The 17,858-nt window shown below is 72.1% G+C and carries 20 protein-coding genes and 3 tRNA genes; 20 read left to right on the forward strand and 3 right to left on the reverse strand.

The features are described from left to right. Positions 1 to 377 precede the first annotated feature (377 nt). From ABFX46_RS14945 to ABFX46_RS14960, 4 genes are all read left to right on the forward strand, one after another. Positions 378 to 545 (forward strand): hypothetical protein, encoded by a 168-nt coding sequence (locus ABFX46_RS14945; RefSeq protein ID WP_165965380.1) that lies wholly within the window; start codon positions 378 to 380, stop codon positions 543 to 545. Positions 546 to 651: 106 nt separating this feature from the next. Then, positions 652 to 1,383, forward strand: coding sequence for a MerR family transcriptional regulator (locus ABFX46_RS14950; protein WP_346042623.1), 732 nt, complete (start codon positions 652 to 654; stop codon positions 1,381 to 1,383). Continuing rightward, positions 1,377 to 2,201: a hypothetical protein gene (locus tag ABFX46_RS14955; RefSeq protein ID WP_346042625.1), complete on the forward strand. Its 825-nt coding sequence runs from the start codon at positions 1,377 to 1,379 to the stop codon at positions 2,199 to 2,201. The genes ABFX46_RS14950 and ABFX46_RS14955 overlap by 7 nt, the downstream gene beginning before the upstream one ends. 158 nt (positions 2,202 to 2,359) lie before the next feature. Then, positions 2,360 to 3,082, forward strand: a complete 723-nt coding sequence (locus ABFX46_RS14960; protein WP_346042626.1) for a protein phosphatase 2C domain-containing protein — start codon at positions 2,360 to 2,362, stop codon at positions 3,080 to 3,082. A gap of 27 nt (positions 3,083 to 3,109) precedes the next feature. Here the strand turns inward: ABFX46_RS14960 and ABFX46_RS14965 are convergent, their stop codons facing one another. Then, on the reverse strand, positions 3,110 to 4,138 hold the full coding sequence (locus tag ABFX46_RS14965) for a hypothetical protein (RefSeq protein ID WP_346042628.1): 1,029 nt from the start codon (positions 4,136 to 4,138) through the stop codon (positions 3,110 to 3,112). Positions 4,139 to 4,216: 78 nt separating this feature from the next. On the opposite strand from ABFX46_RS14965, the gene ABFX46_RS14970 reads away from it, so the two are divergent. From ABFX46_RS14970 to ABFX46_RS15015, 10 genes are all read left to right on the forward strand, one after another. Continuing rightward, a complete protein-coding gene (locus tag ABFX46_RS14970; RefSeq protein WP_346042629.1) occupies positions 4,217 to 5,344 on the forward strand; it encodes an acyl-CoA dehydrogenase family protein in 1,128 nt (375 codons plus the stop codon). Between the two features lie 140 nt (positions 5,345 to 5,484). Next, positions 5,485 to 5,557, forward strand: a tRNA-Thr gene (locus tag ABFX46_RS14975). 327 nt (positions 5,558 to 5,884) lie between these two features. Continuing rightward, a tRNA-Met gene (locus ABFX46_RS14980) sits at positions 5,885 to 5,958 on the forward strand. 119 nt (positions 5,959 to 6,077) lie between these two features. Continuing rightward, positions 6,078 to 6,242, forward strand: a complete 165-nt coding sequence (rpmG, locus tag ABFX46_RS14985) for a 50S ribosomal protein L33 (RefSeq protein WP_067629315.1) — start codon at positions 6,078 to 6,080, stop codon at positions 6,240 to 6,242. A 326-nt stretch (positions 6,243 to 6,568) separates the two neighbouring features. After that, positions 6,569 to 7,006 carry a MaoC family dehydratase N-terminal domain-containing protein gene (locus tag ABFX46_RS14990; protein WP_163058092.1) on the forward strand — a complete coding sequence of 146 codons (438 nt, stop codon included), beginning with the start codon at positions 6,569 to 6,571 and terminating at the stop codon, positions 7,004 to 7,006. Continuing rightward, entirely contained in the window at positions 7,006 to 7,431 is a 426-nt protein-coding gene (locus ABFX46_RS14995; RefSeq protein ID WP_346042632.1) for a MaoC family dehydratase, read from the forward strand. The genes ABFX46_RS14990 and ABFX46_RS14995 overlap by 1 nt, the downstream gene beginning before the upstream one ends. A gap of 73 nt (positions 7,432 to 7,504) precedes the next feature. Continuing rightward, the gene (locus ABFX46_RS15000) at positions 7,505 to 8,572 is read left to right on the forward strand and encodes a UDP-N-acetylmuramate dehydrogenase (protein ID WP_346042633.1); all 1,068 of its coding nucleotides are present in this window, start codon (positions 7,505 to 7,507) and stop codon (positions 8,570 to 8,572) included. Positions 8,573 to 8,975: 403 nt separating this feature from the next. After that, the gene (locus ABFX46_RS15005) at positions 8,976 to 9,557 is read left to right on the forward strand and encodes a TMEM165/GDT1 family protein (RefSeq protein WP_346042635.1); all 582 of its coding nucleotides are present in this window, start codon (positions 8,976 to 8,978) and stop codon (positions 9,555 to 9,557) included. 79 nt (positions 9,558 to 9,636) lie between these two features. Further along, positions 9,637 to 10,341 carry a GntR family transcriptional regulator gene (locus ABFX46_RS15010; RefSeq protein ID WP_346042637.1) on the forward strand — a complete coding sequence of 235 codons (705 nt, stop codon included), beginning with the start codon at positions 9,637 to 9,639 and terminating at the stop codon, positions 10,339 to 10,341. A gap of 10 nt (positions 10,342 to 10,351) precedes the next feature. Beyond that, positions 10,352 to 10,942, forward strand: coding sequence for a TetR/AcrR family transcriptional regulator (locus tag ABFX46_RS15015; protein ID WP_346042639.1), 591 nt, complete (start codon positions 10,352 to 10,354; stop codon positions 10,940 to 10,942). A gap of 7 nt (positions 10,943 to 10,949) precedes the next feature. Here the strand turns inward: ABFX46_RS15015 and ABFX46_RS15020 are convergent, their stop codons facing one another. Further along, positions 10,950 to 12,059: an adenosine deaminase gene (locus ABFX46_RS15020; protein ID WP_346042640.1), complete on the reverse strand. Its 1,110-nt coding sequence runs from the start codon at positions 12,057 to 12,059 to the stop codon at positions 10,950 to 10,952. Positions 12,060 to 12,283: 224 nt separating this feature from the next. Between ABFX46_RS15020 and ABFX46_RS15025 the strand changes: the two genes are divergently transcribed. The 3 genes from ABFX46_RS15025 (at position 12,284) to ABFX46_RS15035 (ending at position 14,623) form a co-directional block, all read left to right on the forward strand. Then, complete coding sequence (locus ABFX46_RS15025; protein ID WP_346042642.1) at positions 12,284 to 13,267, forward strand: hypothetical protein; 984 nt, start codon at positions 12,284 to 12,286, stop codon at positions 13,265 to 13,267. 90 nt (positions 13,268 to 13,357) lie between these two features. After that, positions 13,358 to 13,867, forward strand: coding sequence for a SigE family RNA polymerase sigma factor (locus ABFX46_RS15030; protein ID WP_346042643.1), 510 nt, complete (start codon positions 13,358 to 13,360; stop codon positions 13,865 to 13,867). Positions 13,868 to 13,870: 3 nt separating this feature from the next. After that, positions 13,871 to 14,623: a hypothetical protein gene (locus tag ABFX46_RS15035; RefSeq protein ID WP_346042645.1), complete on the forward strand. Its 753-nt coding sequence runs from the start codon at positions 13,871 to 13,873 to the stop codon at positions 14,621 to 14,623. A 176-nt stretch (positions 14,624 to 14,799) separates the two neighbouring features. Here ABFX46_RS15035 and ABFX46_RS15040 read toward each other — a convergent pair whose 3' ends face one another. Next, positions 14,800 to 16,011, reverse strand: coding sequence for a pyridoxal phosphate-dependent aminotransferase (locus ABFX46_RS15040; RefSeq protein ID WP_346042646.1), 1,212 nt, complete (start codon positions 16,009 to 16,011; stop codon positions 14,800 to 14,802). A gap of 256 nt (positions 16,012 to 16,267) precedes the next feature. On the opposite strand from ABFX46_RS15040, the gene ABFX46_RS15045 reads away from it, so the two are divergent. From ABFX46_RS15045 to nusG, 3 genes are all read left to right on the forward strand, one after another. Further along, positions 16,268 to 16,340 (forward strand) — tRNA-Trp (locus ABFX46_RS15045). Between the two features lie 117 nt (positions 16,341 to 16,457). Continuing rightward, a complete protein-coding gene (gene secE / locus ABFX46_RS15050; RefSeq protein ID WP_131944053.1) occupies positions 16,458 to 16,718 on the forward strand; it encodes a preprotein translocase subunit SecE in 261 nt (86 codons plus the stop codon). Positions 16,719 to 16,807: 89 nt separating this feature from the next. Further along, on the forward strand, positions 16,808 to 17,656 hold the full coding sequence (gene nusG, locus ABFX46_RS15055; RefSeq protein WP_346042648.1) for a transcription termination/antitermination protein NusG: 849 nt from the start codon (positions 16,808 to 16,810) through the stop codon (positions 17,654 to 17,656). The last annotated feature ends 202 nt before the right edge of the window (positions 17,657 to 17,858 follow it).

The raw sequence follows: 17,858 nt of genomic DNA on the forward strand, positions 1-17,858 counted from the left end.
GGAACCGGCCAGAGACCGGCCATGGATACAAAGATCGCTGACCGGAAGCGGTCATATCGATCGGGCCGAAACTCGGCCCGAGGAGGCGGGCGCCTCCGCTCCACCACCTCTGATCAGCGGATCGATGATCACGCCTCCGCAGGCGCGGCGACTCGCGACCCGGCGCCCAAATGTCCCAAAACCGACCCCAGAAGACCCGTGCTCCACAGGACCATGACCACGCAGGGTGATCAACGTCGGCTGCGGCGAGCCACAACCGCGCACCGCAGAGCACCGCCCAGCACCGCACACCGCCCCTCTCCATCGACAGAAGCGAGGGTTCGGAACAGCGGGTGTGCGGAAAGATCGTCATATGTCGGTGCCGCTGGGAGGCTTCCGTGGGCAGAGAGACGATCGCCGAGCTCCGTGACCACCTCGTCGCGGCCGCCGGAGACTTCCCCGGCGCCGTCCGAACGGCCGTCGTGGAAGACGAGACGGGCATGTTCAGCGTCGAACTCGAAAGCGGCGAGGAACTGTTCGTCGCCATAGCGTCCGTCATCGCCTGACCAACCCCTCGGCCCCGCCGTCCGCGAACCCGGCCGGCGCGTACCTGGGCCGGGTGAGGTGCGGGGTGGTTGACCTTGACGTTGCGGCAACGTTTGTAATGGGCGCATGCGGATCGGTGAACTCGCCGCGCTGGTCGGGGTGTCGACTCGGACCGTGCGGCACTACCACCATCTCGGGCTGCTGCCCGAGCCGGAGCGGCGTGCGAACGGGTACCGGGAGTACCGGTTGCGGGACGCGGTGGTCCTCGCGCGGGTGCGGAGGCTGACGGAGCTGGGCCTGTCCCTGGACGAGATCCGGGACGTCCTGGCCGACGAGCAGGGCCGTGAGCTTCGCGAGGTGCTCGTCGAGTTGGACGCGGACCTCGCCCGCCAGCAGGAGGCGATCCAAGCCAGGCGGGCGCGGCTGGCGGCGTTGCTGGCCGAGACCGAGCTGCGACCGGATTCCGCCGTGTCGCCGGAGATGGCGGAGGTCCTGCGGGAACTGCCGCGCGGGTCGCGGTTCGCCGAACTCGACCAAGGGCTCCTCGCGCTGGTCGACACCGCGGCGGATCCGCGGGCGCGGGCGGAGTTCGCCGAGATGCTGCGTCCGCTCGCCGAGCCGGAGGCGGCCAGGCGGGGCGCGGAGATCTACGCGCGGCTGGACGAGATCGCGGACGCGCCGCCCCACGACCCGCGGATCACCGCGCTCGCCGAGGAACTCGCCGATTACCTGCCGAAGGAATTGGCGGCCCTCATGGTCGAGCAGGGAACGGACACCGAATGGATGGACGAGCTGTCCGCGGCGCAGCGCGAAGTCTTCCGGCGGCTGTTGGGAATCCTGCGGGAGCGGACGTGCTGAGGGCTGCGAGGGGCGTCCTGTACGCGATAGTTCCGGGGGAGCTGGTCGTCTTCGTCTTGCTCATCTCGGGTGTTGCATTGCCGCGTCCGGTCGTCATTGCGGGAGAAAGCGCCGTTCTCGCGGCACTCCTTCTGGAAATCGTGGTGGCGGGGCGGCTGGTCAGGGAAGCGCGGCGCGACGGAGCCGGCTGGTGGGCCGCGTTCCGCGACGTTGAGCGGTTGCTGCCCGAGCCGGTGCGCCGCATCGTGTCCTTCGACACGAAAGGGCTGGTCAGCCTCGTACTGTTCGTCACCCGGCGGCGGAACGGGGTGCCGCCGGACGCGGTCGGGGTGGCGTATTCGGGCGGCCAACTGTCCCTGCAGTTGTCATTCCTTTTCGCAATGGTCGTGGAGACCGCCGCCGTGGAGATGCTCCTTCGGGGCATCGATGCGCCCGACGCCCTCCGCATGGTCATTCTCGTCGTCGACCTGTACTCGATTCTGATCGTCCTCGCGGTCATCGCCGCGTGCGTCACCCGCCCGCACGTGCTGTCGGACGAGGAACTCCGCATCAGATACGGAGCCTTCTTCGACCTGCGCGTTCCGCGCGACCGGATCGCCTCGATGCGCGTGGCGCGCAATTTCAACGAGACGGGCATGGTCAGGATCGTGGACGGCCGCCTGTCGGTGGCGGTGGCGTCCCAGACCAATGTCGTCGTGGAACTGCACGAGCCGGTCACGGTCGTCCGGCCGCTGGGCAAACGGGCCGAGGCGCGGACGCTCCACTTCTTCGCCGACGATCCGAAACTCCTCGTCCCGGAGGGGACGCGCAACCGGTGACGGCGGCCCCGCAAACGCCCCCGCGCGAACGCGGCGATTCCACGATCGCGTCCGATACCGCAAAGCAGCAGGTCGGCGGGACGGGGTGTGCGGGTTTGGTCTAGCGTCCCCCGCCCGGCCGTTCACCGGGTAGACCTGCATCTGTGCAGGTGAGTTATGTGAGTGAGGCGACGCCCGGACGGGAGAACGAGGACTTCGTGGCGGCCGGCCCCGGCTGGGTCGTGCTGCTGGACGGGGCGACGGCGCCGCCGGGGGTGGACAGCGGGTGCCGGCACGACCCGGCGTGGCTGGTGCGCAGGCTCGGCGGCCAGGTCGCGGCGCTGCTCGCGCTGGAGGACGGCAAGCCGCTGCCCGACCTGGTCGCCGAGGCGATCAAGGTGACGGGGGAGGCGCACACCGGGACGTGCGACCTGCTGAACCCCGACAGCCCGTCCGCGACGGTGTCGCTGCTCCGGCGCCGCGATGCGGTGGTGGAGTGGTTCGTCCTCGCCGACTCCCCGATCGTGGTGGACGTCGGCGAGGTCCGGGTCTTCCGGGACGACCGGGTCGACCACCTGCCGAGCTACACCCTCGAAGGCGTGCGCGAGTCGCGCAACAGCCCCGGCGGGTTCTGGGTGGCGAGCACGAAACCGGAGGCCGCGTACGAGGGGCTGACCGGGGAGGTCCCGGTCGAGGGCCTGAAGAGGGCGGCGGTGCTGAGCGACGGCGCGTCCAGGCTCGTGGAGCGGTTCGGCCACATGGAGTGGGACGACCTGCTCCAACTCCTCGACGAGGAGGGCCCCACGGAACTCGTCCGCAGGACCAGGGCCGCCGAGGCGACGGGCACCAAGCCGCGCGGCAAGCAGTACGACGACGCCACCGCCGTCTTCGTCCGCTTCTGAACGCCGCCGCCGGCGGTCACGGACCGCTCAGCGCGTCGCCGGTTTGATGTGCGGCCACCATTCGCCGAGGTCTTCCGGCAGGTGCATTCCCTCGACGCGCAGCGTGGCGGGCATCAGCGGGAAGCGCCGCCCGGCCGGGAACGACCGCTGGTAGGACGGCGGGTCGATCACGACGACGCGGGTCCCGTTCACCTCCGGGATGTCGGCGGGCACGCCCTCGTTCCAGATCCATTCGCCGTGCGCGTCGACGAGGTTCCACGGGCTGGACACGACCGGCGGCCCCGGCGGGACGTCCGCGTTCAGGAAGCAGGCGAGGATCTCCGGCGCCGGCCGTTCCCCGGTCAGCCCGCCCGGACGGCCGATGAGGGCCCCGCCGAGCAGCGTGTGCAGCTGGAAGTTGTCGCCGATGCCGCTGATCACGACCGTCCAGCCCTTGCCGCTCGCGCGGTCGAGGACGAGGAGCCGCTCGCCGTCCAGGACGCGCAGCAGCGCCTGGTAGTGGTCCATCTGCCCGAGATGCCGGGCGGCCTGCCCGGCGACCCCGACGCGGAAGTCGCGGTCGTCCAGCGACGCCCGGACGAGCGGCGCCATCTGCAGCACCGTGCACCCGGCGAGCGCGTACTTCGGCAGCGCGAACCATGCCATCATCGCGACCACCGCACCGTCGCCGAGGGCCGGCGCGACGGTGCCGAAGACCTGCTGGGACGGCTGGCCCTCCATGTCGGGCGGCGGCTCGCCCCCGGTCGCCTCCTCCCACGCGTTCGCGAACGCCAGCGCGGCGGCGGTGACCTCGGTGATCCGCTGGACGACGGCCGGGCGGACCGGCGCGGGGTCGGCGCCGTTCTCGATCCAGGCGCCGGAGACGATCGCGAGGAAGCCGCCGAGGTTCGGCGGGGCCTCCGCGATGCCCTCGGCGAGCCGGGGCAGCGCGGCGTTCATCTCGGCGGGGGCGGCGGTCTGGGACGCCTGCATGAGCTGCGGGAGGAGCCCGCCGAACGCCTGGTCCTCGGCGACGGCGGCCCGGACGATGTCGTCGACGACATGCTGGAGCGGCATGGGTGATCACCCTGGCACAGCGGTACGACAACCCGGGAACTCCGCCCCCATCTTGGAATCTGATTCTAGAATGGGCCCATGGAGTCACAGGATTTCGCCGACGTGCTCACGGCCGTCCGCAGCTTCGTCCGCGACCAGGTCGTCCCCCGCGAGGAGGAGATCGAGGAGACCGACGCGATCCCGGAGGCGCTGCGCCGCACGTCCCGCGACATGGGCCTGTTCGGGTACGCGCTGCCCGAGGAGTACGGCGGGCTCGGCCTGTCGCTGAGCGAGGAGGTCCGCCTCGTCTTCGAGATCGGCTACGCCAGCCCCGCGTTCCGGTCCATGTTCGGCACCAGCAACGGCATCGCCGGGCAGGTCCTGGTGAACTCCGGGACGGACGCGCAGAAGGACGCCTGGCTGCCGAAACTCGCGTCCGGCGAGGTCATCGGCGCGTTCGCGCTCACCGAGGCCGAGGCCGGCTCCGACCCGAGCACGCTCAGCACGACCGCCGCGCGCGACGGCGACGACTACGTCATCAGCGGCGCGAAGCGGTTCATCACCAACGCGCCCGAGGCCGACGTCTTCATGGTCTTCGCCAGGACGGGCGGCGCCGGCTCCCGCGGCATCTCCACGTTCCTGGTCGAGAAGGGCGCGGACGGCCTGAGCGTCGGCCCGTCCGACCAGAAGATGGGCCAGCGCGGCGCCCACACGGCCGAGGTCTTCTTCGACAACGTGCGCGTTCCCGCCGACGCCATGGTCGGCACCGAGGGGACGGGCTTCCGCACGGCCATGGCGTCCCTCGCCCATGGGCGACTCAGCATCGCCGCCGTCTGCGTCGGCCTCGCCCAGAGGATCCTGGACGAGACCGTCGCCTACGCCAGGGAACGCAGCCAGGGCGGAAAGACCATCGGTGAATACCAGCTCGTCCAAGGGCTCATCGCCGATTCCCAGACCGAGCTGTACGCCGGACGCTCCATGGTCCTGGAAGCGGCCCGCGCCTACGACGCCGGCGAGGACACCAAGCAGGGGCCGTCCTGCGCCAAGTACTTCTGCTCCGAGATGGTCGGACGCGTCGCCGACCGGGCCGTCCAGGTCTACGGAGGCATGGGCTACATGCGCGGCGTCGCCGTCGAGCGCTTCTACCGCGACGTCCGGCTGTTCCGCATCTACGAGGGGACGAGCCAGATCCAGCAGCTCGTCATCGCCCGCAACCTGCTGCGCTGACCGGGCCGCCGACCCGGCCGCCGGCCGAGCCGCCGGTCAGGCCGCCGGGCAGGCGGCTGACCAGCGTGGACACCGGCGGCCCAATCCGGTTCGCAACACCCGCCCGGGCCGTGTATGGTTTCACTGCGCGAACGACGCAGGCCCCTTTAGCTCAGTCGGCAGAGCGTCTCCATGGTAAGGAGAAGGTCTACGGTTCGATTCCGTAAAGGGGCTCACGGCATACCGGCCGCCATCCGGCACCATCGGACGGCGGCCTTCGTCGTCCCCGGGGACCATCGCGGTGCCCGGGACCGGCACGCCGCCCCGGGGCCGTCGAGCCGCCCGCGCCGGAACGCGCTGATTCGCTCCATACCTGGCCCTGTGGTACCGTCCCACCGGTTCCAGCAGGACGTTTCGCAGCCCACCGGCGCACCCGGTAACCTGGGAGGCGGTCCAGCGGAACCCGCGAAACCGAAACCCCGATCTCGATCCGGGTTTTCGTGTTTCCAGGGTTCGGTGAGCATCCGGTATCCTTGCAATCCGGTCCACACCGACCATCACGGCGGGGTAGCTCAGTCAGGCAGAGCAAGCGGCTCATAATCGCTGTGTCGCCGGTTCAAGTCCGGCCCTCGCTACTACCCATGTCTCTCACCTCCGTCCCGGGGGTGAGCAGGCTGGGTCGAACCACCGGCCGCCCTCCTCGGGCGGCCGCGGTCCGTAGATCCATGTCCCTTACCCAGAAAGGCACTCCATCGTGGCTGCCACTGACGTCCGGCCGAAGATCACGCTGGCCTGCCAGGAGTGCAAGCACCGCAACTACATCACGCGGAAGAACCGGCGCAACGACCCGGACCGCCTCGAGATCAAGAAGTACTGCCCGAACTGCCGGTGCCACCGCCCGCACCGCGAGACCCGCTGACCGAGGTCTCCGTCGGCCGAGGTCCCCGGACGGCGAGGCACCGTCCCGCCGCACCGACCCCGCCGCGCTGACGACGAGCCGCTTCGACGCGGCGTCCGCCGCCGGGGAGACCGCACCGGGAGACCGCCGGCACGGCGCCGCAAGGCAGGCATGACGGCGACTTCTTCGCGCGCTTGCTCAGACGACCATCAGCCCGTTCCCGCCAGTGAGACCCGGCGGGGGCGGGCTGAACGTCATTCTGTTACCGTCCGACCGAAGACGGAACCGGCGCGCCCAGGCGCGCGCCCGGGCAGCGCGGCCCCGTTCGACCTGGAGGGACGGATTGCATGGCACTCAACCGTGATTTCATCGGGCGGAGCTTCCCGCCCAGCGAGCCGTACGAGGTCAGCCGGGTGAAGATCCGCGAGTTCGCGGACGCGATCGGCGACCACAACCCGCTCTACCGGGACCAGGAGGCGGCGAAGGCGGCCGGATACCCCGACGTCATCGCCCCGCCCACCTTCCCGATCGTCGTCTCGCTCGGCAACGCCGGCCTCGCCGACCCCGAGCTCGGGCTGAACTACGCGATGGTCGTGCACGGTGAGCAGCGCTTCGAGTACACCCGCCCGCTCCGGGCCGGGGACGTCGTGACCTGCACCGCGACGATCACCGAGATCAAGTCGATCGGCAACAACGAGAAGATGGTCATCGAGACCGACGTCACGACGACCGAGGGCGAGCTGGTCTGCAAGTCCTACAACACGATCGTGGAGCGGGGGGCCTGATGACCGCCAAGGTGAACTACGCCGACGTCGAGGTCGGCACCGAGATCCCCGCGCAGACGTACAAGGTCGACCGCGCGAACCTCGTCATGTACGCGGGCGCGTCCGGCGACTTCAACCCGATCCACTGGCGCGAGTCGTTCGCGAAGGCCGTCGGGCTCCCGGACGTGATCGCGCACGGCATGTACACGATGGCGCAGGGCGGCCGGTTCGTCACCGACTGGGCCGGCGACCCGGGCGCCGTCGTCGACTACGGGGTACGGTTCTCCTCTCCGGTCGTCGTCCCCGACGAGGGCGGCGCGTCGCTGGAGATCAGCGGCAAGGTGGAGGAGAAGCTGGACGACAACAAGGTCGTCGTGGCGCTCACCGCCAGGTCGAACGACCAGAAGGTCCTCACGCGCGCGAGGGCGGTCGTCAAGCTCGCCTGACGGACGCGCCGCATCGGCCGGGTCCGCCCCGGCCGATGCCGGGGGCCGGGGGGCACGTACGGGAGGGGAAGACGTGGCGGTGTTCGCCGAAGACGTGAACCTGGCCGGATACACCACGCTGCGGCTGGGCGGCCCCGCCCGGCGCTTCGTCGAGGCGACCACCGAGGCGGAGCTGGTCGCCGCGATCCGCAAGGCCGACGACGAGGGCGAGCCCGTCCTCGTGCTCGGCGGCGGCAGCAACCTCGTCGTCGCGGACGGCGGCTTCCCCGGCACGGTCGTGCACGTCGGCACCCGCGGCACCGAGCGCACCGCCGCCGACGGCGGCCGCATCCACGTCCGCGTCCAGGCCGGCGAGGACTGGGACCCGTTCGTCGCCCGCTGCGTCTCCGACGGCCTCGCCGGCGTCGAGTGCCTCTCCGGCATCCCCGGCCGCGTCGGCGCGACCCCCATCCAGAACGTCGGCGCCTACGGGCAGGACGTCAGCGAGACGATCGTCGAGGTCCGCGCCTACGACCGCGAGGCCGGCGCCGTCGTCGCCCTCGACCGCGACGCCTGCCGCTTCACCTACCGGCACAGCGCCTTCAAGGGCAACGACCGGTACGTCGTCCTGGACGTGACGTACGCGCTCCACGAGGCCGAGGAGTCGCAGCCGATCGCCTACGCCGAACTGGCCCGCAGGCTGGGCGTCGAGCCGGGCGACCGCGTCGCGCTCAAGGAGGCCCGCGACGCCGTCCTCGAACTGCGGCGCGGCAAGGGCATGGTGCTGGACGCCGCCGACCCCGACACGCGCAGCGCCGGGTCGTTCTTCACCAACCCGATCCTCGACGCCGCCCAGCTCGCCGAGCTGGAGCGCCGCGTCGCCGAGCGCCTCGGCCCGGACGCGACGTTCCCCCGCTACCCGGAGGCCGGCGGCCGGGTCAAGACGTCCGCCGCCTGGCTCATCGACCGCGCCGGATTCACCAAGGGCCACGCCTGCGGCCCCGCCCGCATCTCCACCAAGCACACGCTCGCCCTCACCAACCCGGGCGGCTGCACCACCGCCGACCTCCTGGCCCTGGCCCGCGAGGTCCGCGAGGGCGTCCACGCCGCCTTCGGCGTCACCCTCGTCAACGAACCCGTCATGATCGGCGTCACCCTCTGAACAGGCGTCACCCACCGAGCGGACGCGCCCCGTCCGAGTGGGCGTGACCTGTCCGGGCGGGCGTGACCCGTCCGGGCGGGCGTGACCCGTCCGGGCGGGCTTCACCCGCCGAGTGGGCGCGCCCGGTCCGGGCGGGCGTTGCGTGTTCGGGTCGGTAGGGCGTCTGAGCTGGTGTGATGTGTCCGACATCGCGGTGCGGTGAAGCGTTGGTAGGGTGAACGGCGTCGAGGGGGAGTAGTCCCAATCGCGTGATCGACATACTGGCGCCGCCGAACGGTGCCCGGTCACGCGGGCCCGATCCAGATCGCGGCGGACGAGACCTTCGGCCTGGCAGTCATGCCGGGCCGAGGCCGCGCGTCCCGAACCGCCGCCCGTCGCCCGGCATCCGAGCGAGAGGGATCCGGTGTCCGCCTTCCTCATCAGCCTGGCCGTGATCTTCGTTGCCGAACTGGGCGACAAGAGCCAGCTCATGGCCATGACGTTCGCCACCCGCTTCCGTGCCTGGCACGTGCTGGTCGGCATCACGGCCGCGACCGCGATCGTCCACCTGGCCAGCGTCGCGCTCGGCGCGGCGCTCGGTGCCGCGCTCCCGACCGGCCCCATCTCGATCCTGGCCGGTCTCGCGTTCCTCGGCTTCGCGCTGTGGACGCTGCGCGGGGACGAGCTGGACGACGACGAGCGGGACAAGGCCCGCCGCGCCACGGGATCGGCGATCCTCGCCGTCGGCGGCGCGTTCTTCCTCGCCGAACTCGGCGACAAGACGATGCTCGCCACCGTCACCCTCGCCGCCGACCACGGCGGCCTCCTCGCGCTGACGGGCGTGTGGGCGGGTTCGACGATCGGCATGGTCGCCGCCGACGCGCTCGCCATCGTCGTCGGCCAGATGCTCGGCCGGAAGCTCCCCGAGCGCGTCATCAAGTACGGCGCCGCGGCCGGGTTCGCCGTCTTCGGGGCCATCCTGCTCGCCGAGGGCATCGCCGCCTGACGGAACGGGAACCAAGGAGGGTAGGGCCCCTTGTCGGCCGCGGGCCCGCCGCGGAAGGGCCCGGAACGGAAGTGCGCCCGTGGCCCTACCCGCCCCCCTTCCCCCGCCCCGGCGGGCGCTCGGCGCCCGGCCGCAGCTGGCCGACGAGGCCGCCGCCCGCATCCGCGAGCTGATCATGGACGGCCGGGTCCGGCCCGGCGACTACCTGCGGCTGGAACGGCTCGCGCTGGAGTTCGGCATCAGCGTCACGCCCGTCCGGGAGGCGCTGAAGTCGCTGCGCAGCGAGGGGTTCGTCGTGCTGGAGCCGAGACGCGGGTTCGTCGTCGCGCCGCTGTCCGAGCGCGACGTCCAGGACCTGTTCTGGGTGCAGGCGGGCATCGCCGCCGAACTCACCGCCCGCGCCGCCCCAAGGATCGGCACCGGCATCCTCCGGGAACTGGACGGCCTCCAGCGCGCAATGGAACGCGCCAAGGCCGCGCACCGCCCCGACCTTGTGGAGGAGTACCACCACCTCTTCCACCGGAGGATCAACCTCGCCGCCGACTCGCCGAAGCTCGCCTGGTCGCTCGCGGCCGCCGCCCGGTACGTCCCGCGCGGGCTGTACGGGCGGCTGGACGGGTGGCCCGCGCTCGCCGTCCGCGACCACGAGCGGGTCCTGGCCGTGCTGCGCGCCGGGGACGCCGCGGCGGCCGGCACCGAGATGCGCGGCCACGTCGTCCGCGCCGGGGACCTGCTGACCGCCCACCTCGAACGCCGCGGCATGTGGCGCCCCTCCGGGCACTAACTTGGACGGCATGAGCCCGAGGATGAGCGCCGCGCAACGCCGCGAGCTCGCGATCCGGGCCGCGATGGCCGAGTTCGCCCACGGCGGCTACGACGGCACGTCCACGTGGACGATCGCCCGCCGGGTCGGCGTCTCCCAGCCCTACATGTTCCGGCTCTTCCCGTCCAAGCACGCCCTGTTCCTCGCCGCCGCCGAACGCTGCTTCGACGACATCGAGGGCGTCCTGCGGGACGCCGCCGGCGGCCTGCGCGGCGGCGACGCGATGGCCGCGATGGCGGAGGCGTGCGCCCGGCTGCCGCGCGACGCGCCCGCGCTCCCGCACCTCCAGCTCAAGATCTACGCGATCGCCGTGCGGGACGAGGACGTCCGCGGGCTCGGCCGCGTCCGCTGGGCCCGGCTGTGGCGGCTCGTGCACGACCTGTCCGGCGCGCCGCCGGAGGAGGTCGCCCGGTTCCTGGCGACCGCGCTGCTGGTGAACGTGCAGGCCGCGTTCGGCGCCCCGGCAGGCCCCGATCTGCCCGCCTCGACGGCCGCCTGGGCGGAGGGCCTGCGCGGCGCCGAAACCCGCGCCGACACCCGCGCCGACGCCTCCGACGGCTGACCCGCGGCTAGCCCGCGAGCCAGGCGTCCACCCCGGCGAGCAGTCGTTTCCGCAGGTCGTCGGGGGCCGCGGACGCCCTGATCGACTGCCGCGCCAGTTCGGCCAGCTCCGCGTCGGAGAACCCGTGCTCGGTGCGGGCCAGGTCGTACTGGCGGGCCAGCCGCGACCCGAACAGCAGCGGGTCGTCGGCGCCGAGCGCGATCGACGCGCCCGCCTCGAACAGCCGCCGCACCGGGACGTCCGACGCCGTCGCCGCCACCCCGAGCCCCACGTTCGACGCCGGGCACACCTCCAGCGTCACGCCCCGGTCGACGATGGACGCGAGCAGCCGCGGGTCCTCCACGGCGCGGACGCCGTGCCCGATCCGGTCGGCGTCGAGGGTCTCCAGGCACTCCCGGACGCTCGCCGGGCCGAGCAGCTCGCCGCCGTGCGGGTCCGACAGGAGCCCGCCGCGCTTGGCGATCCGGAACGCGCCCTCGAAGTCGTAGGCGCGCCCCCGCCGCTCGTCGTTGGACAGCCCGAACCCGACCACGCCCCGGCCCGCGTAGCCGACGGCGAGGCGCGCGAGCGTCTTCGCGTCCAGCGGGTGCCGGGTCCGGTTCGCCGCGATCACCACGCCGATGCCGACGCCGGACGCCTCCGACGCCTCCCGCGCCGCGTCCAGCACCAGCTCCACGGTCGGGGTCAGCCCGCCGAACTTCGCCGCGTAGCCGCTCGGGTCGACCTGGATCTCCAGCCAGCCCGAGCCCTCGGCCGCCTCGTCCTCGGCGGTCTCGCGCAGCAGGCGGCGCAGGTCGTCGGGAGTCTGGAGCACCGAGCGCGCGATGTCGTACAGGCGCTGGAACCGGAACCAGCCGCGCTCGTCGGTCGCGTGCAGCTTCGGCGGCCAGTCGTCGACGAGCGCGTCCGGCAGGTGGACGCCGTGCAGGCCGGCCAGCTCCACCAGGGTCGAGTGCCGCATCGACCCGGTGAAGTGCAGGTGCAGGTGGGCCTTCGGGAGCAGGGCCACGTCCGGGCGGGCGGCGCGGCGCGCGGCGCCGGGCTCTCCCTGGTTCGGCGAGGGGCGGTCCGGCGACTGGTCCCCGGCCGGACGGGCTGAAACGGTACGGGCCTCCATGAGCCAATGTTGCCGGATCAGAGGCCCGGTCGAACCCCGTACACGCGGTATCACCACACCGGACTACCTCGCATGACACCAGGCGGCCATGCCGTCCATGGGCACCTCGGAAAAAACTTTGGAACCGCGTGCAACCCCGCCCGGGCACCGTGCGTATACGAGGGGCGCCAGAGAGAAACGGGCCACCCCCCGCGGAAAGACACGGGCAGAGAGGGACACACACCATGATCACCCTGAAGGCCGCCTTGATCGCCGCGTCCGCAGTCGGCACCGTCGCCGTCGGCGGCGGCGCGACGTGGGCGATGACCGGCTCCCACCACGAGGCGGGCCTCCAGTCGAGCGCCGCCAAGGCCCCGGCCGCGGCCCGCCAGGCGCCGGCCGCCGCGCCGACCACGCTGCCGACGTGCCTGCCGGCGAAGTCCGACCTGCCGAAGGCCGGGCTGCCCGAGGGCGCCGACCTGCCGGACGTCAAGGTCCCCGACGCCGCGGCGAAGAAGCAGGTCGAGCAGCAGCTCAAGGACAACCCTGCCACCAAGAACCTGCCCCGCCCCGGTGCGCCGGGGGCGGAGCTGCCCAAGGCGGAGGTGCCGGGCGTCAAGGCCCCGGACGCGAAGCTCCCCGACGCCAAGCTCCCCGACGCCAAGGTCCCGGACGCGCAGGCCCCCGACCTGAAGGGCAAGGTCCCGGCGAACCTGCCGACCTGCGCGCCGTCCGCCAAGGACGTGCCGGGCAACGCCCGCGCCGCCGAGCCGTCCGCCCGCGTCCCCGCCAAGCCGGGCCTGCCCGCCGTGCCGAAGCTCGACTGCAGCAGGCTGCGGCCCGCGGTGACGGTCGGCGGGCCGGTCGAGAAGGCTGTCGTGCTGCCGAAGGGCCTGCGCTACGTCTCGTCCGTTCCCGGTGCCGCCGAGCTGCGCAAGCAGCAGATCTGCGCGGTCACCCAGAAGTGGACGGGCAAGGCCGGCCAGTGGCTCACCGTCGAAACCCTGAAGACGCCCGCCGGCATGACCCAGAATCAGCTCCGGCAGGCGCTGAAGCTGCCCGAGGGCGGCACCCCGGTCACCGTGGCCGGCGTCGCCGGCTGGCAGAGCCCGAACGGCGGCGGCGTGCTGCTGTTCGACCCGAGCGGCTACTCGCTGTTCGTCAACGGCAGCCCCGTCCTCGCCGGCGGGCTGCAGGACGTGACCGCCGCGCTGCACAAGGCGCAGTAGCACGAGACCCGGGCGGGCGGCCCCGGCGCGGGGGCCGCTCACCCGACGACCTGAGGAACAACCGGAACCCCTCGGCCGGGACGGAGCACAGTGGGGCGTCGAGACGACGAGTCGTTCGTGGAGTTCGTGGCGGCACGCGGCGATGCCCTGCTGCGCACCGCGGCGTTGATGTGCGGGGCCCGGCAGGACGCCGAGGACATCCTGCAGACCGCGCTGGAGAAGGCCTACCGGCACTGGGGGCGGCTGGAGGCGGGCAGCGATCCGGAACCCTACGTCCGCCGGATCCTGGTCAACCTCGTGATCAGCCGCGCCCGCCGCTGGAAGGTGCTCCGGGAGATCAACATGGCGCGCCTCCCGGAGACGCCGACCGCATCGCCGAACCACGCCGTCGAGCTGCGCGGGGCGCTGATGGACGAGCTGCGCAAGCTCGGCCCGCGCCAGCGCGCGGTCCTGGTCCTGCGCTTCTGGGAGGACCTCTCGGAGGCGGAGACGGCGCGGGCGCTCGGCTGCTCGGTCGGCACGGTCAAGAGCCAGGCGTCCCGGGGGCTCGCCAGGCTCCGGGAGCGCCTCGACACGAACCTGGCGCCACTGGGGAGATGAGCGATGGATCTGGAGAGTGAACTGCGGAAGGCCATGGCCGAGCAGGTGGCCGGGGCGTCCGCGTCGCCGTCGCTCGTCACGGACGTCAAACGGCGGTACCGGCGCCGGAAGGCGCGGATGCACGCCGCCGCGGGCGTGGCCGCCGCCTCCGTCGCCGCGCTCGCCCTCGTACCCACCTATCAGTCGTTCCGGGCCACACCGGCCGGGAACTCCGAGACGGCCCGTCCCAGCACCGCCGTCACGGCGTCCCGGCCGCCGGAGCGACCTCCCGCTCCGGGCCTGCCCGTGTCCCCACCGTCAGCGGGCGGGCCCGGGACGGGAGCCTCACCGAAACCCGAGGCGCACGCCTCGTCCGGCGGTTCGACGCAGCCGAAGCGGCCCGGCGTGGGGGACGCGGTCGGCGAGCTGCCGCAGTGGGTCACCTACATCCCGGACGGCCTGGCCGCCGCCGCACCGTGCGCCGTGACCCATGACGCCGGACGCGAGACCACGACGTGCACCTGGCGCGGGAACACCGGATGGGTGGAGATCGCTCTGATCAAGGGGAGCAAGCTCACCGGCCCGGCGGACCTCCTGCGGACACCGGGCGTCCCCGGACGCACGTCCGTCCGCGGGATGCCCGCGCTGACCGGGGACCGTCCCGACTCGGCGCGCCAGATCTCGTGGCTGGCGCGGCCCGGAGTCGGTGTCACCGTCACCGCCGCCGGATCGGCGAAGCAGCAGCTCATGCGCATCGCGGAAGGCGTGCGCCCGTAAGAGCCGCGCTCTGGCGGGACGGTCGCGGCGGAGAGGGGCCGCCGGGAGACGTCCCGTCCGGGCACTCCGGGACGGGGCCGGGCATGCCCCGTCCGCGGAGAACCGGCCCCGGGCATGTGCAGCCCGGGGCCGGTTCTCATGCTCGCGTGCGAGCCGGTCGATCGGAGCCGGGCGGCTCAGCTCGCCTCGGACAGCAGCTTCGCGACGCGGGAGACGCCCTCGACGAGGTCGTCGTCGCCCAGCGCGTAGGAGAGGCGGAAGTAGCCGGGCGTGCCGAACGCCTCGCCCGGCACCAGCGCGACCTCGGCCTCCTCCAGGATCAGCGAGGCCAGCTCCACCGACGTCTCCGGGCGCTTGCCGCGCAGCTCCTTGCCCAGCAGCGCCTTCACCGACGGGTAGGCGTAGAAGGCGCCCTCCGGCTCGGGGCACACGACGCCCGGGATCTCGTTCAGCATCCGCACGATCGTCTGGCGGCGCCGGTCGAACGCCTTGCGCATCTCCGCCACCGCCGCCAGGTCGCCGGTGACCGCGGCGAGCGCGGCGGCCTGCGACACGTTCGCCACGTTGGACGTCGCGTGCGACTGGAGGTTCTGCGCGGCCTTGACCACGTCCGCCGGGCCGATCAGCCAGCCCACCCGCCAGCCCGTCATCGCGTACGTCTTGGCGACGCCGTTCAGGACGAGCGTCCGGTCGGCCAGCTCCGGCACCACGACGGGCATCGAGTGGAACTCGGCGTCCCCGTAGACGAGGTGCTCGTAGATCTCGTCGGTGACGACCCAGAGGCCGTGCTCGTCGGCCCAGCGGCCGATGGCCTCGATCTCGTCCCGCGTGTACACGGCGCCGGTCGGGTTGGACGGCGACACGAACAGCAGCACCTTCGTCCGGCCGGTGCGGGCCGCCTCGAGCTGCTCGACGCTCACCTTGTAGCCGGTGGTCTCGTCGGCGACGACGTCCACGGCCACGCCGCCCGCGAGCTTGATCGACTCGGGGTAGGTCGTCCAGTACGGGGTCGGGACGAGCACCTCGTCGCCCGGGTCGAGCAGCGCCGCGAACGCCTCGTACACCGCCTGCTTGCCGCCGTTGGTCACCAGGACCTGGTTCGCCTCGACCTTGTAGCCGGAGTCGCGCTCGGTCTTCTCGGCGATGGCGGTGCGCAGCTCGGGCAGCCCGCCCGCCGGCGTGTACTTGTGGAAGCGCGGCACCCGGCAGGCGGCGACCGCCGCCTCGACGATGTAGTCCGGGGTGGGGAAGTCGGGCTCGCCCGCGCCGAACCCGATGACCGGGCGGCCCGCCGCCTTCAGCGCCTTGGCCTTGGCGTCGACGGCCAGCGTGGCGGATTCGGATATCGCGGCGATGCGCTTGGAGATGCGAGGACGGTCGATGCTCATACCCCCATCGTTACAGATCGACTCCCGAGACCTGAGCCATATATGCGCCCTGGCGGGACGGGCCGCGCCGCCGTCCGTGGAAGGAACCGCGGGTATCGGTTCGACGCGGGGGCCTCCGGCACGTAGACTCACCCTCCAAGTGACGCGTCACCGGTATACGAGGCTGTCCGGACCCGGGCACCGCCAGTAGGCCGTAAGCTGGGGCGCGGCACCATCCCGATCCCATGGTCGGGTGTTCTCCTTAGCCGGAGAATGAAGGGCAGTGGCTCAATTGGTAGAGCTCCGGTCTCCAAAACCGGCGGTTGGGGGTTCGAGTCCCTCCTGCCCTGCGAGGTGCGGTGCGCGCACCCGTGCCGTCAACGTCACGGCGGCGCCGTGGCAGGGTACGGGACCGCGCGGCAACCACATGGTGGTTGGATCACGACCTATGAGGTGAACGGCGGCAAATGGCGACTGAGACCCGCGACGAGCCCGAGGCCAAGGACGAAGGCAAGGGCAAGGGCAGCAAGAAGTCCCCGTCCAGGCGGACCTCGCCCGCGCTGTTCGTGCGCCAGGTCATCGCCGAACTGCGCAAGGTCATCTGGCCCACGCGGCGGGAACTGATCACGTACACGACCGCGGCACTGGTGTTCGTGCTGGTCATGGTCGCGATCGTCTCCGGCTTCGACTACGGGCTGCAGAAGGGCGTCTACGCCATCTTCGGCTGACGCCGCGCGGCCCGCGGCCCCCGGCCGACCGGGCGCCCCCGCAGTAACCTGGTAAGTCCCAACACCGCAGACCGAGAGAAAGAGTCACCGTGTCCGAGTCCTCACAGCCCTACGACGAGGCCGTTGAAGAGGCCCAGTCCGCTGCGGCTGCTGCGGCAGACCTGGCGGCCGAGCCCGCCGACGAGACGGCCGAGGCGGTCGTCTCCGCCGGCGACGGCGAGCCCGCGGACACGAAGCTGGAGGGCGAGGGCCCCGCGTCCGACCCCGCCGAGGACGCCGCCGACCTGGCCGAGGCCGTCGAGGGCGAGGACGACGACGAGGAGGAGGCCGCGCCCGAGCCGCCGGCCGACCCCTACGCCGACTTCAAGATGCAGCTCCGCCTCCAGCCGGGCGACTGGTACGTCGTGCACTCCTACGCGGGCTACGAGAACCGGGTCAAGACCAACATCGAGACCCGCACGCAGACCCTCAACATGGAGGACTACATCTTCCAGATCGAGGTCCCGCAGCACGAGGTCACCGAGATCAAGCAGGGCAAGCGGCAGAAGGTCAACGAGAAGGTCCTGCCGGGCTACATCCTCGTCCGGATGGAGCTGACCGACGAGTCCTGGGCCGCCGTCCGCAACACCCCGGGCGTCACCGGCTTCGTCGGCCTGCTGAACAAGCCGTCCCCGCTGAGCCTCGACGAGGTCGCCAACCTGCTGGCCCCCGAGCCGGAGGAGGGCGCCGTCAAGGCCGCCAAGGCGGAGGCGAAGATCCCGGCCGCCGTCGACTACGAGGTCGGCGAGTCCGTCACCGTCATGGACGGCCCGTTCGCCACCCTCCCCGCCACGGTCAACGAGATCAACGCCGAGCAGCAGAAGCTGAAGGTGCTCGTCTCGATCTTCGGCCGCGAGACCCCGGTCGAACTGAGCTTCAACCAGGTCTCCAAGATCTGACGAAGCTGCCCCTGGCAGCCCGTATCCTGGACGGGTTGTCCCCGCCCAGCGGGGACGGGTTCGGAGTTCGTCCCAGAGTCTTTGAGGCGAGATACCACCAGCCCCGCGCACGCGGGGATGTGGGTCGGCCAAGGTCCCAACGCGGCGGTTATGTTCCGCCCGCCGTGTTGCCCGGATGTCCGGGAGTCGGGACCACCGCGAA

The sequence above is a fragment of the Actinomadura chokoriensis genome, assembly GCF_039529475.1.
Lineage (GTDB): Bacteria > Actinomycetota > Actinomycetes > Streptosporangiales > Streptosporangiaceae > Spirillospora > Spirillospora bangladeshensis.